Source organism: Candidatus Fermentibacter sp., from assembly GCA_030373045.1.
GTDB lineage: Bacteria > Fermentibacterota > Fermentibacteria > Fermentibacterales > Fermentibacteraceae > Fermentibacter.
Genome location: JAUCPW010000018.1, coordinates 62,757 through 76,997 on the forward strand (window position 1 = coordinate 62,757; position 14,241 = coordinate 76,997).

Below are 14,241 nucleotides of genomic sequence, written 5' to 3' on the forward strand. Positions count from 1 at the left end.
TGGTCCCACCGCGTGAAGATAACCCCCCGGGGCCTCTCCATGCTATCCTAGACGCAGGCGGGAGGGCTTCATGGATCTGACCGAAATGCTCTTCGAGACGTTCCGGGAATCCGGCAGGCAGCTCTTCCTCGTCGGAGGAACGGTGCGCGACAGATTGCTGGGACTTCCGCCCGGCGACCTGGATTTCGCCACCGATGCCTCCCCTGACGAAACTTCCCGCATCCTGCAGGGTGCCGGGATCAGGACCCTCGATGTCGGCAGGCGGTTCGGCACGATCACCGCGATGGTCGACGGCCCGGACGGCGTGAGCAGGGCGGAGATCACAACCTACAGGTCGGAGAGGTACGAGAAGGGCTCCCGCAAGCCCGGAGTGCGCTTCGGATGCTCCCTGGAGGCCGACCTCCTCCGCAGGGACTTCACTGTCAACGCAATCGCGATGGGCCCCGACGGCTCGCTGGTGGATCCCTCCGGCGGCGTGGCGGACCTCTCGGCGGGGGTACTCCGGACTCCCGGCGACCCCTTCGTGACGATCGCCGAGGATCCTCTCAGGAGCCTCAGGGCGGCAAGGTTCTCGGGACGTTTCGGTTTCTCGGTGCAGGCCGACCTGGCCGGGGCTGTCCGGCGGGAGGCCGGGGCCCTCCGCGACGTTTCCGTCGAGAGATGGCTGAGAGAGCTCGACTCCATGCTCGAGACCCCCGACGGCGAGGGAGCCGCGGCCTGCATGAGGTGCCTCGTGGACCTCGGCCTGCTCCCCGTCGTCCTCCCCGAGATCGCTCCCCTCGCGTGCAGCGACGGCGAGGATCCGGGCGAGCACCATGTCCAGGGCGTGTGGAGCCATACCCTGTGCGTCCTGGCGAAGACCCCGCCCAGGCTCGTTCCGAGATGGGCCGCCCTCTTCCACGACTCGGGCAAGCCCTTCCGCCGCACGGTCGACGCCGGCGGATCCGTGCACTTCCACGGGCACCCGGAGATCGGGGCCGAACTGGCCATGCTCGCCGGCGGCAGGCTGAGATTCCCCAAGGCCAGGAGGATGGACGTCGCCGGCCTCGTACGGCTGCACCAGAGGCCTGCGGAATACTCTCCGGGCTGGGGCGACGGTGCGGTCAGGAGGCTTGCCAGGGATGCGGGAGACCTGCTGGAGGACCTCCTCGTGCTCTCCGAGGCCGATTCCTCGTGCCGGGCTCCGGATTCGGCCGGAGACAGGGCCGTGAGGCTCGCCGAACTCCGGAGAAGGCTCAGGATGGACCCCGTCGCCTCCTCCGGAAGACTCGTCCCCGGCGAGGTCGGCGAGTTCCTGGCGAGGGAGCTCGGGCCGGGAGGGGGCCGCGAGACCGGAGCGCTGCTCGCCGTCCTGGAGGAGATGGTTCTGTCCGGTTCGATCCCTCCCGATGCCGGACCGGAAGTCTTCCTGGAGGCTCTCGGGCGCTACCGGGGACGGTCGTCCGGGAGCCCCCCGGAGAAGAGCGACGAAGGCTCGATCACGACCGACGGGGAGCCGTAGTCGAGGCTGACGACGAACCTCGCCAGTATGCCGGTGCCGATGACCCCGTCGCAGCTCGAGACCACGGGCATGTCGCCGAGGCTCCCGCACTGCCCGGCCGGGACAGTGAAGCTCCCCAGCGTGATGCCCTCCACCCCGAACAGCACCGAAGTCCTCGTGCCGCCGACACCCTCCACGGCGACCTCCGAAGTCTCCCTCCCCTCGAGGAACGAAGGGTGCGACTCGAGGAAGGCGTCGGAGAAGTGGAGCGCGCCTCCGGCCCCCGTGTCGAGCACGAGCCTGACCGGTACCGAGTCCTCGAGGACGGCCTCGATCACGAGGAGGTTCATCACCTTCACGGCCGGCAGCACGCTCGAACCGGGTGGCGGTGACCAGCCGGCCCGTTCGTGCAGCGTGACCGTACCGGAGCCGTAGTCGATGCAGGTGACGAAGCGGCCGAGGAAGTCGTAGCCCAGGATCATCCCGATGTGCCGACCCGTGGACGGGAAGAAGGCCTCGTCCAGATCCATCAGGGGAAGGGTCTGACCGGTGACCGTCGCGCCCAGGGCCGTGTACTCCGGCACCTCCGCGAAGCCGAAGGTTTCGGTCCCGCCCACTCCGACCGCGCTGAATTCGCCCGTGGGCGAGAGGCCGATGCCGGCCGCGGCGCGTACGTCGAGGACCGTGGCCCCGGCTCCCGAATCGAGCAGTATGTCCACATCCCTCCCGCACACCGAACCGCGGAGGAAGATGTGCTGCCCTTCGAGCTCGAATCCGTACGGGGTCCCCGGCTGCCGGAGGACGGCGTCCCCCGGGCGGGATGCCACCATGAAGACGCTGTCGGGGATGGGGATGTCGCACTCGACCAGGACGCTCGTCGAGCTCGTCACCTGTCCCAGGGCCGGTATGCTGTCGCGCGTCGAGGAGGGGAAGAGGAGCCCTCCCGATTCGCGGAACCCCACCGGCATCGAGAACATCGCGAGCCCCATGGCCTCGGTGCGCATGAGCAGGGGCAGCCCGGAGCCTCGGGATACGTAGTAGGTGACGGGCACGCCGCCCGCCTCGAACGCCAGGGGGATTGCGCTCTCCCCGGCTATCACGGTGTCGGGGCCTGCGGTCAGCCCGGACCCGCCGGGATCGAGGAATGCGTCCTGGAAGACCGTCATCCTCGCGAGCGCCGCCTGCGATCCCGAGACCTCGTCGCCGGCAGTCAGGGCTCCGTTCCTGTCGACCGACCAGACGCTGTCACCCGAGATCAGCAGATCCTGCGACACGGGGCCCACACGCATCGATATCCTGCCGGCGAAGGGCTCCCTGACCCACCAGGACTCGCTCGTCCCCGAGAGGCCCGCCATGTGGACGCTGTCGATCGTGTGGAGGGTGGAGAGCGCCTCGAGCGCCTCCCGGCCGCCCAGGGCCCTCAGGTAGGCCTCGGCCGCCTCGTCGACCCCGCCGTCCGGAACGGGTCGCGAACAGCCCGCCGCCATCAGCAGGGCGGCCCCTGCAGCGAGATGCATCCTCAAGTCTCTCTCCAGTCCGCCGGCAGGTCACCGGCCTCCGGGGATGAACGGCAGCCTGCCCGCCCCCGCGGATTCGAGGAGCGCGAACAGGATGCCGCTCCTGTCGGCGCCGGCGAACGAGGCCGACAGGGCTATGCCGATGTCGGCCTCCCGGCCGGCGTGGTAGACGCTGAGCTCGTGCCCGCAGGCGGCGCCGAGGTCCCAGAGAGGGATGACGTCGCACGGGCAGTGTCCGATGGCGCGCAGGCTGTCGGTTCTGAACAGCAGGGGGTCGACCGGCAGGCCGGGGATGCCGTCGAGCAGCACGTTCCATGCGTGGAAGACCAGGCTGTCTCCCCTGCGGACCAGCCCGCCCTCCACCCCGGCGCGTATCCCCTCCTTCCGGGCCTCCTCCATGAACTCGACGGCCATGTCCAGGCACGGCCCCGTGCCGGTGAAGGAGTCGGGCATCCCGACGCCCGCGGCGATGGCGAGGATATCGTCGAACCTCTCCCTGCCCAGGCTTCCCGGAAGGGGTCTGAAGGTGTGGGGGGACTGGACGATGTGGAGCATCACGGGCAGCTCGACCGTCTCGCCGGGTGCCAGCACGGGTATGTGCGCGAGGAGACTGCCGCCGTCCCGGCGGAAGGGGCCGTAGAGCATCGTGAGGGACTGGCAGGGGGGATGGGGCCTGGGCAGCGGCATCACGACGGTGAGATCCCGGGCGTCCGAGGAGCCCAGGTTGGTGATCCCTGCCGTGAGCACGAGCAGAGTGTCGAAGGGGACCGAGCCAGCCATCCTGTCGGAGAGCCAGGACCTCGTGGCCGGATCCTCCGCTCCCCCGAGGGCTATCCCGTAGGCGGACGCCGCCTCCTCGAACCTCCCCGCCGCCTCCAGCAGGCTGGCGAAGAGGATGGGCCCGTCCCCGCCCTGCCTCGCCGCGAGCTCGGCGAACAGGATCGCCTCCTCCGGGATCTCCGCGATGCCCGCGAGCTTCCTGCACGAGTCGGCGGGCGAGACGGAGAAGGAGGCGAGCAGCAGGGCGCCGAGGGATGCGGCCGGGATCATCCCCGGAGGCCCCTCAGGGGGTCGAGCGACGCCGCCCTGAAGGCCGGGACGGCCGCGGACGCCAGGCTGAGGAGGAGGGAGGCCGCGCAGGTCGCCGCCACGCTGGCGGGCACGACGGATACGGGTATGTGCTCATGGAAGGAATAGACGTCCGGCAGCGTCAGGATCCCGGCGCCCCCGACCAGCCAGCACCCCGTGAGGCCCAGGGCCAGCCCGGCCGAGACCCCGATCAGGCCGACCAGGGCACCCTCCCAGATGAAGACCGAGAGGATCAGCCGGCTGGATGCGCCCATCGCCTTGAGTATTGATATGTCGCGGCGCCGTTCGACGACCGAGCGCGCGATGGTCCCGGTGATGTTGAAGGTCGCGACGAGCGTGATGAGGAGTATCGCCGCGAAGGAGCCCATCTTCTCGAGCTGCATGGATGCGGCCAGGGAGGGGTTCTTCTCCTTCCACGTACGCAGCCTGACGCTGTCGGGCACGACCGGCCCGAGCAGCTCCGCCGCCTCCTCGGGGGAGACGCCGTCCTCGAGTCCCACCGCGATCCCGGAGCAGCCCCCCCGCGGGAGGAACATCCTGGCGGCCAGCTCCATCGGGACATAGGCCAGGGCCCTGTCGTTGACGGGCAGGCCGGTCTCCACCGCGCCCGCGAGCACCGCCCTGCCTATCGCGAATCCCCGCGAAGTGAAGAACGACTCCGGTGGGAAGAAGATGAGGGTGTCGCCGAGGGGATGATAGAGGTCCTCGGCGAGATAGAGACCCGTGACCGTGCAGGGGAACCCGTCCGCCGCGAGCAGCCTGGGCTCTCCGTAGACCAGGTTGCTGTCGAGCCCGGACGAGGAGATGCCCGTGACCGGGTCGATCCCCCTGATCCTGCAGCCCGTCTCGAGGTCCCTCGAGGGGAGCCTGACGATGGCCTCGCCCTCGATGTACGGTGAAACCGAGGCTATCCCCGGGACTTCGCCGATTACGGCCAGGACCGAATCCGGGATGAAGAGCGCGCCGCCCGAACCGGGCACTATCTCCAGCGGGGCCTCGGCCGTGGTCACCGATCCCGAGATGAAGCCCTCGAGGCCCTCCATCACGCCCATGACTATGATGAGGGCCGCCACCCCGAGCGCGACTCCGGAGATGCTGACCACCGAGGCCAGCGCCACCGTGCGCCTCTCGGGGTGCCGCCTCATGTATCTCCAGGCGAGATGCCACGAAAGGGAACCCATAACGCCTCCAGGCATATCATGTAATATGCGGAGCCCCGGGCGCGCGGGGCTTGCCCCGCCGGAGGCGGGTGCGATAGTATCGTGTTTTCGGGGGGAGAATCCTTGATCCTTCTGCTTCTGGCGACAGCCCTGGCCCTGCCTGAGGGGCAGGCAGGCGTGCTCTCCGACGTCCGGTCGGGGTCCGCGGGCTTCTCGGCCACTGTGGAGGTCCCCGGGCCGTCATTCCGGTCCGACGGGGACGTCTACTACCCCGTGATCCCCGGCTTCTCCTCCTGGGCGGTCGAAGGCGGCCTGGTCAGGCCATGCATCGTCTTCTACGTGCCGCTACCCCCTGGCGCGTCGCCCGAGCTCGCCTTCACGGTCGAGGACAGGAGGGAGGCGCCCCCCGCCCCGCGGGGAAGGCCGGCGGTCTCTCCGCACCTCGAAGGCACGGGCCTGTCCACCGTCACGGTCTACGATGACCGGGCATCGGCACCCCCTCCCGCCGTGGTCGAGATGTCGGTCGTGAGGGCAATGGGTGTCGATCTGGCCCAGGTCAGGATCAGCCCGTTCGACGGGGAGGGATACGGCGACTATGCCGGATCGGTCGGCATCTCCCTGGAATGGGGGGGAGCGCCCGGCTCGGAGCCCCTCTCCGACGGCCCACTTTCGCTGATATGCCCCGGGGGCGTGGTATGGTGGCCCCACAGGGCGCAGAGAACGGCCGCCAGCCCCTTCTGGGGGATGCCCTGGGCGCGGATCGAGACCTCGGTCGGCGGCTGCCACGTGCTCACCGGCGCGATGCTCGACTCCGCCGGAGTAGACATCCTCGGAGCCGACTCCCAGACCCTGCGGATGCTGACCGGCCCCGGTCTCATGTTCGACCTGGAATGGCGCGACGAGACGCATGCCGCATCCGAGACCTCGATACTCGTCCTCGACGGCGGCGACGGCTCCTTCGACGCCGCGGACAGCATCCTGTTCGTGGGCAGGGCCCTGTGGCGCTTCGAGCCTTCGCCGGAATCGACGCCTCCGCTCGGGCGCCTCTCGCACAGGTACGACACGCGGAACGTCTACTGGCTGACCTGGGGCGGCGAGCCCGGCCGGATGATGGAGAGCGTACCGTCCTCCCCGGACGGCTCCCCGGCATGGCCGGGCGACCTCCTCGCCCCCCTCTTCGTCGAACAGGAGGCCTTCTGGCTGCCGGGCCACGAAATCGAGACCGGATGGGTATGGACCGAGCTCTCCACGAGCTACGACTCCTACTTCCCGTTCATGGCCGAGAGGGTCGGGGAGCCGGCCGACATCCTCCTGTCGTTCGTCCCGGACGAGAATGTGACGGGACAGCTGAGGATCACCCTCAACGGCGACTCGGTGGGCGGCTGCTCGTTCTCGGGCTACCCTCCCCCCTTCACCGTGCTCCTCGAGGACGTCGGGATCGCCGAAGGATCCAACACCATCATCACGCACCTGACCCTTACGGGCGGCAGCGGGAGCATCTACTTCGACAACATGACCGTCTCGTACCCCAGGCTTCCCGCGGATGCCGGCGGGGCCGACCTCCTGCCTTCGGGCGCCCCCGACGGGAGGTACACGCTCTCGCTCGGCCTGGAAGGCGACGGACCTGCCAGGGTTTTCGACTGCTCCAGGCACTATGCGGTCGACCTGCTCGACGGCGCCTCCGATCAGGGCGGCACGGTAAGCCTCTCCCTCGACATCGGGCAGGAATCGCGCCTGCTGGCAGTCCGCCCCGGCGACCTCAGGACGCCCAGTTCCATCTCCCCCGCCGAACCGGGCAGGATAGTCGGCACCCTCGACGGCGCCGACGCGGTGATCATCGCGGCGGACATCCTCGCCGAAGCCTCGGCCCCTCTCGAGGCGCTCATGGAGGCGGGGGGGCTCCAGGCGGAACTCGTCACCCTGGGCGAGGTCTACGACGAATTCGGCCAGGGCGTGGCCGATCCCGGAGCAGTGAGGTCGTTCATATCATGGGCCCTGGACACGTGGGACCCCGCGCCATCCGACTTCATCTTCGTTGGCGACGGGCACTACGACGTGCTGAACCGCAACTCCCCCGAGCCGTGCCTCTTCCCGCCGTGGCTGAAGCTCGGCAACTCGGACCAGCTCTTCGACGACTTCTACGTCATGACGACCCCCGGCCAGTTCCTGCCGGAGGCCTCCCTCTCGCGCATCCCCGCCGACTCCCCTCAGGACGTGTCCGTCTTCGTCGCCAAGGCCGCGGCCTACCGCTCGGGAGATGCCGCGGGGGCCTGGAGCGACAGGATACTCCTCACTGCGGACGACGAGTGGGGAAACGGTACCCCGAGCGAGACGTGGCACACGTACACATGCGAACTGCTGGCGGACAGCTGCATCTCTCCGATGTACGACAGGGGCAAGTTCTACCTCATCGAGTACCCCTGGCCCGAGAGCGGCACGCATCCCTTCAAGCCCGAGGCCCAGGAGGACTACGTCGAAGCCCTTTCCGAAGGCTGGCTCGCCGTCCTGTTCTTCGGGCACGGCTCGCACGACCAGATCTGCCACGAGAAGCTACTGGTCAACAGCGACATAGCCCGGATCGACAACGGCCCCAGACAGCCCGTGATGGTCTTCGCGAGCTGCGACGTGGGGAGCTTCGAGCTCGTCTCCGCCGACTGCATGTCGGAGGAGTTCGTCCTGAACCCCGGCGCCGGGGCCATAGCGACCATCGGGGCCACCCGGGGAACGAACGCCAACGAACCGCTCTTCGAGGACTTCTGCTCGATGCTCTTCGACGGGACGTCGGCCACCGGCACCGGGCAGGCCCTCTGGGCGTCGAAGCTGCTGAACCCGTTCCAGAACTCCTACTACTACGTGCTCTTCGGAGACGGGACGATGAGGCCGATGCGGCCGGCATCCGGAACCCAGGTCGCGCTCGGCGGCGACGCCATTCTCCGCGGCAGGGTGAATCCCCTCGAGGCCTCGTACCCCTCGGACTGCCTGGCCAGGGTCCGTGTCACCGAGAGCGCCGCCTGGACGGAGTACACCTGCCTTGGCGGAAACCTGATCGAATACCTGAAGTACGGCTCGACGGCCTTCTCGGGCTCCTTCCTGACCTCCGGGGGCCTGCTGGACCTCGACTTCTTCATGCCCCTCCAGTCCGACACCGGCGCGTACGGGAGGGCGGCGGCCCTGGGGATGTCCGATGCGGGCGGCGTCTCCGACTGGCTGGAATGGGTCCCGGTCGCGGACTCCGGCGGCTATGCGGCGGACTCCACGGGGCCTCTGATAGAGCAGAGCCTCGAAGGCTGCGCGGGCGAGTCCCCGGTCACGGGACCGGACCCCGTGTTCCAGGCTGACCTGTCCGATCCGAGCGGCATATGCACCTTCGGGGGGGGGGCCGGCAGGTCGATCCTGATCAACCTCGACTCCCAGGCCTTCGATCTGAGCGCCTTCTTCGCCTATGACCAGGGCAGCTCGACGGCCGGGAGCCTCGAGTACCAGCTCCCGCACCTGCTCGAAGGGCCCCATAGGATCATCATGGCCGCCTGGGACGGCATGGGCAACTTCTCCCGCGACACCCTCGACTTCCAGGTCGTCGAGGATACCGGCGTCTCGCTCGACGAGTTCCTGGTGTACCCCAACCCCTCCGCGGGCCCTGTCTGCTTCAGCTTCAGGGCCTCCACGGACGGCTCCGCGAAGGTATCCATCTACACGATCGCGGGCAGGCGCATCAGGGAGATCTCGAGCGACCTCTCCGCGGGCTACTGCCAGGTCCTGTGGGACGGGCTCGACGCCGACGGCGACGAACCGGCCAGCGGAGCCTACCTGTTCGTGCTGGGATTCGAGGGAGACGGCGGCTCCGTGACGGAACGCGGGGTCATCGCCCTTGCAAGGGACGGGTGACGGTCCGGGGGCGCGCGCCCCGGACAGGCCGTCCGGAGTTGGACAAATGAAAGCTCTCGCGTGTCTTGCGTTCATCTGCGCCGCCGCCCGGGGATCCGTGGTACTGGTGTCCGACGGCCCGGGGGGATGCACCCTCCTCTTCGAAACCAGCCCGGCCGCCGTCGCTACGACTGGTTCCGACCACCTCTTCGACGGCATGGGGATCCTCTTCGAACCCGGCCGTCCCATGCTCCCGGTGCAGCGCGTCTACGTGCCCGTGCCCCCCGGCTCCGAACCGGTGCTGGAGTACGCCGTTCTCGCGCGCTCCTCCGATCCCTCGCTCGCCCGCGAGGCCCGCAGGGCCCCCGCCCTCGAAGGCTCGGGCCTCTCGACGGTCGAGGTCGAGGCGCCCCCCCTCCCCGGCCCGTCCCGCAACGTCGAGCTCGTCGGCGTGATCCCCCTGGCCGGCTTCAGCTTCGCCGCAATCGACATATACCCGTGGCTCGGGGGCGCCGACGGCTCCTACGCCTCATCCGTGCGGCTGGACCTTTCCTGGGACGGGAGCCGCGCCAGGCCCGGCCGCCCCACGAGGCTGGCCCGGCTGGTGTGCGGCTTCGACATGCCGTTCTACAGGCTCGGGTCCTCCAGGGCCGACAGCCCCTTCTGGGGGCTCCCGTGGGCCCGTATCGAGACCAGCGGGACGGGCGGGTACGAGGTGACCTGCTCCGAACTGGCCGGGGCGGGTTGCGATGTCGAGGGCGTGCAGTCCGCCAGCCTGGCGATGTTCTCGGGCTCCGGGGAGATGTTCGGCTTCGATCCGGCCGAGGAGCATTCCCTCTCGCCGGTCGCCATACAGGTGCTCGACGGCGGAGACGGCATCTTCGACGGCGGCGACAGGATCAGATTCGTGGGGCTCGCCCTCTCCCGCTGGGTGCCCTACGCTTCGGGGGCCGCCTGGGTCCCGCACAGATGGGATGATACGAACACGTACTGGCTGACCTGGGGCGGGGAGCCCGGCCGCAGGATGGAGACCCTGCCGGCCGTCCCCGACGGATCTCCCCAGTACGGCAACTACATGGTGGAGACGCTGGTCGAACAGGAGAGCCAGTGGGATCCCGAACACGAACAGACCACCGGCTGGGTCTGGACCACGATGTCCCCGGGCGACGGCTTCGACGTCCCGTACACCCTGGGCTACGAGCCCGCCGGCATCGGCGAACTGAACGTGAGGCTCTGCGCTCCCGATACCGAGGCCATCCACTACGGGATCTACCTGGACGGCGACCTGCTCGCCGAGGGGAGCTGGTCGGGCGGAGGCGTGGAGACGGTCACCATCTCCGGGATCGCCATCCCCGGCAATGGCACTGTCAGGGTCGAGAACACGACCTCCGAGGACCACGACCTGTTCCTCGACTGGGTCAGGATCAGCGCGCCGGCGGCCCCGGGGCAGACCGCGGGCATGATGCTGATGCCGGGGGTGGAGAGGCAGGGGCTCTTCACTCTCTCCACCGGGCCCTTCGATTCCTCCTCCTCGCTCTACCTGCTGGAGGACTCGATGCCCGTCGCCGCCCTCTCGGGCTTCGAGATCTCGGGGTCGGCCGCATCGTTCTCCCTCGAGGTGTCCGTGGACACCCGGATCCTCGCCGTAGGCGGCGGTGACTGGCTCTCTCCAGATTCGATCTCCCCGGCCGGCCCCGGCAGGCTCGTGGGTACCGTCACCGGAGCGGACATCCTCATCGTCACGCCCGAATCCCTGGCCGACGAGCTCTGGGGTCTGCTCTCGTTCTACGCATCCATGGGGCTCGAGTGCGAGGTGGCCACCACCCGCGAGATCTACGACGAGTTCGGCCAGGGCGTGGCCGATCCGGGCGCCGTCAGATCCGCGGTCAGATGGGCCATGGACTCCTGGACCGAGCCTCCGTCGGGCGTTCTCCTGGTGGGCGACGGCCATTACGACCCGCTGGGCCACACGACGTCCGTCCCCTCGCTCATCTTCCCCTGGTCCAGCCTGGGCTTCAACGACATCCTGGTGGACGACCGCTACGTGATGGCGCACGAGGACGCCGACCTGCCCGAACTCCCCATCGCGAGGCTCCCGGTGCAGACCGGGGCCGAGCTCCTGACCTGCACGGCGAAGCTGCTCGCGCAGAGCTCCGGCGAGAACCAGGGGGCATGGACGAACCGGATGCTCTTCATCGCCGACGACGAATGGGGCCAGGGCGACAATTACGACGAGTTGTACCACACGGTCGACACGGAGAGACTGGCGGAGGAGATGGCCCCGCGCAGGATCGAGAGGGTGAAGTTCTACCTCATCGAATACCCGTGGCCCCCCTCCGGCACGCACCCCAAGAAGCCCGAGGCCAGGGAGGACCTGCTGGCCCTGCTTTCCGAGGGCTTCGGCGCCGTATGCTACCTCGGGCACGGGGCGGCGGAGCAGATCGCACACGAAGGCGCGATGTACGGCTCCGACGTCTCCCTCCTCGAGAACGGCGGAAGGCTGCCGGTCTCCTTCTGGGCGACGTGCGACGTGGGCCACTTCGACGGCACGGGCGACGACGCCATCGCGGAACGCCTCCTCCTGCATCCCGCTGGCGGCGGACTGGCCTCGGTGGCTGCCACCAGGGGCTGCTCCGGTCCCTCCAACTACAGTCTCTGCCGGGCCGTCTTCGACAGCCTCTTCACCCACCCGGACCTCACCGTGGCGGAGGCGCTCTGGCAGTGCAAGGTCGACCAGTCCGGCTCCTACTTCACCAACAACAGGGGGTACATCCTCTTCGGCGACCTGACGACCCGACTCCCCCTCCCCGACGGCGAGGCCGGTTTCGCCGTGGAGGGCGACACCCTGCGCACCGGCGAGACGAACCACGTCTCCGGGACCTGCAGGCAGGGGGCGGGCTCCGCGTTCGTCACGGTCATGGAGTCGTCCAGCCCCGTCACGTACATCTGCAGGCTGGGAGGCGAGATAGATTACCTGAAGTACGGCGGGGCGGCCTTCCGGGGCAGCGCACCCGTGACGGCGGGGACGTTCGGGCTCGACTGCATCCTGCCGGTGCAGTCGGTCGCCGGACCTTACGGGCGCGCCGGAGGCTCGGTGCCCGCTCCTTCCGACGTGGATGCCGGCGGGGCTGATCCGGTGCCCGTGGCGCAGGGGACTCCCGCCGGAGGCGACTACGAGGGCCCGGAGGCCGAGATGTGGATCGCAGGCCAGGAGGGCGTGGAGCACCCGGAGGTCTCCGGCGGGGCGACACTCAGGGCGACGATCTCCGATCCGTCCGGCATATGCTTCCTGGGCGGCCCGGGGAGACAGCTCACCCTGTTCGTCGATGCCACCGGCATCGACGTCGGCGACTACTTCTCCTACCTGCAGGGGAGCACCACCGAAGGGCTCCTGGAGTGCGGCACCGGGTCGCTCTCCGTCGGCGAGCACAGGCTCATCCTCTGGAGCTTCGACGGCGTAGGCAACGGCTCGAGCGACACCCTCCTCGTTTCCGTGAGGGAGGAGGGCAGCGTGTCGATCTCGGAGGCCCTCGTCTACCCGAATCCCGGAAACGGCCTGCGCTGCTTCAGTTTCAGACTCTCCGAGGACGCGGCCGTGAGGGTTTCGATCCACACCATCGCAGGCAGGTGCATCAGGACCATCGACGCGCAGTGCTCGCAGGGATACAACCAGATCCTTTGGGACGGCATGGACGCCGACGGCGACGAACCCGCCACGGGTGCCTACGTCTACTTCATCGGGGCCGTGACCACGGGGACCTCGTCGTTCGAGAGCGAGACCGGCCTCTCCGGAGTGCTCGCGGTCGTGAGGTGAGGCGGAAGGACAGGGGCACGGGAGGAGCAGGGATCCGATGAGTGCCGAGGAGTCGCTGGGCAAGATCCGGTGGCTGTGGAAGGAGATCGAGGGGGCCAGGGACCGGGGCGACCCGGAGGGCGAGAGGGAGGGCCTCGAGAGGCTCCTGGCAGATCCGGCGGTCAAGGCCACACCCGACGAGGATCTCGCGATCCTCTCCGTCTCCAGGCTCGATCTGATCGAAGGCAGGGCGAGGGACGCCGCTCAGAGGATGGCGGGCTTCCAGTGGCACGGGGTGCCGGGCCCCGCCTCCCTGCTCCTGGCTTCGGACGTCTTCCTGAGGCTCGACTGGTTCGACCCGGCGAGGGAATGCCTCGAGGAGTACGCCAAATCCTGCCCCGAGGACCTCGACGCCCGCAGGAAGCTGGGCCTGTCCCTCCTTCTCCTGGACAGGGACCCCGAAGCCGAGAGGGCGCTGCTGGCCGTCGCCAGGCGCGAGCAGAACAGCGTTCCCGCGACGCTGGCCTACCTGGCGCTCCTCGAGGCCAAGCGCGGCAGGCTGGAGGAGAGCCTCCACCTGCTCATCCAGGCCCGCGACCTGGCTCCCTTCGACTCCCGGATCGAGCACACCCTCCTTCGCATAGAGGCTCTCCGCGTCTCTACGAAGCGCAGGGTCATGTCGGTGCAGGACCCCGCAGCCGGCGACAGGGACATGGTCCCCGGGATGGCCGCGGGGATGATGCAGGTCCACGGGTACGGCAGGGATCTGGCCGAGAAGGCGCGTGCCCTATGGGACGCCTTCCTCGAATCGAGAGGGAGTGCGCCCGCCGGCAGGAAGCCGGCGATCTGGGCTGCCGCCCTCGAGTATGCCGTCACCATGAACGGTCCGCACTACACGCAGGAGGAGCTGGCCGCGGAGTACGGCGTATCTGAGAGCAGGCTCAAGCAGCGCTTCGGCGAGCTGTCCCGCGCCGTCGACCTGGAGGCCTTCAACAGGGCCGACCTGCTGGCCCGCACCGCCAGCGAAGGCCGCGACCTGCTCCTGCGGGTGAAGAGCAGCGGGCTGTCGGACGTGCTCGCATCCCTGGCCGCCCGGCTCGGCGACTTCTCCTCCCCCGCCGACGCAGTCGAGTGGGTGCTCTCGCGCTCCACGCCCCAGACCGACTCCGAGCGCGCCGAGCTGGAGGAGTTCGTGGCGTGGATGTGGAAGGGCAGGACCCGCCGGGGGTAGTTGCCGCCCGGCTGCATTCCTTGGTTATAATCCGATCTGAGCATTCTGAGGCGGCTTCCCCGCCGCCGCAGCGCAGTGTAGTCCCTAACAACCGATTGGCGGTCCCG

The 14,241-nt window shown here is 69.0% G+C and carries 7 protein-coding genes; 4 read left to right on the plus strand and 3 right to left on the minus strand.

All coding sequences use genetic code 11. From position 1 onward, the window contains the following. Window positions 1–70: 70 nt before the first annotated feature. Window positions 71–1,501 (plus strand): HD domain-containing protein, encoded by a 1,431-nt coding sequence (locus QUS11_03755; protein MDM7992405.1) that lies wholly within the window; start codon window positions 71–73, stop codon window positions 1,499–1,501. Here QUS11_03755 and QUS11_03760 read toward each other — a convergent pair. The 3 genes from QUS11_03760 to QUS11_03770 are packed head-to-tail and all read right to left on the minus strand — an operon-like array spanning window position 1,426 to window position 5,267. Further along, the gene (locus QUS11_03760) at window positions 1,426–2,997 is read right to left on the minus strand and encodes an aspartyl protease family protein (GenBank protein MDM7992406.1); all 1,572 of its coding nucleotides are present in this window, start codon (window positions 2,995–2,997) and stop codon (window positions 1,426–1,428) included. The genes QUS11_03755 and QUS11_03760 overlap by 76 nt on opposite strands. 30 nt (window positions 2,998–3,027) lie before the next feature. Further along, on the minus strand, window positions 3,028–4,047 hold the full coding sequence (locus QUS11_03765; GenBank protein ID MDM7992407.1) for a hypothetical protein: 1,020 nt from the start codon (window positions 4,045–4,047) through the stop codon (window positions 3,028–3,030). Next, the gene (locus QUS11_03770) at window positions 4,044–5,267 is read right to left on the minus strand and encodes an ABC transporter permease (protein MDM7992408.1); all 1,224 of its coding nucleotides are present in this window, start codon (window positions 5,265–5,267) and stop codon (window positions 4,044–4,046) included. The genes QUS11_03765 and QUS11_03770 overlap by 4 nt, the downstream gene beginning before the upstream one ends. Window positions 5,268–5,369: 102 nt before the next feature. On the opposite strand from QUS11_03770, the gene QUS11_03775 reads away from it, so the two are divergent. From QUS11_03775 to QUS11_03785, 3 genes are read left to right on the plus strand one after another with little or no spacing between them, the layout of a single operon-like run. Further along, on the plus strand, window positions 5,370–9,131 hold the full coding sequence (locus tag QUS11_03775; GenBank protein ID MDM7992409.1) for a C25 family cysteine peptidase: 3,762 nt from the start codon (window positions 5,370–5,372) through the stop codon (window positions 9,129–9,131). Window positions 9,132–9,177: 46 nt separating this feature from the next. Continuing rightward, window positions 9,178–12,924, plus strand: a complete 3,747-nt coding sequence (locus tag QUS11_03780; GenBank protein ID MDM7992410.1) for a C25 family cysteine peptidase — start codon at window positions 9,178–9,180, stop codon at window positions 12,922–12,924. Window positions 12,925–12,961: 37 nt separating this feature from the next. Further along, entirely contained in the window at window positions 12,962–14,134 is a 1,173-nt protein-coding gene (locus tag QUS11_03785) for a hypothetical protein (GenBank protein MDM7992411.1), read from the plus strand. The last annotated feature ends 107 nt before the right edge of the window (window positions 14,135–14,241 follow it).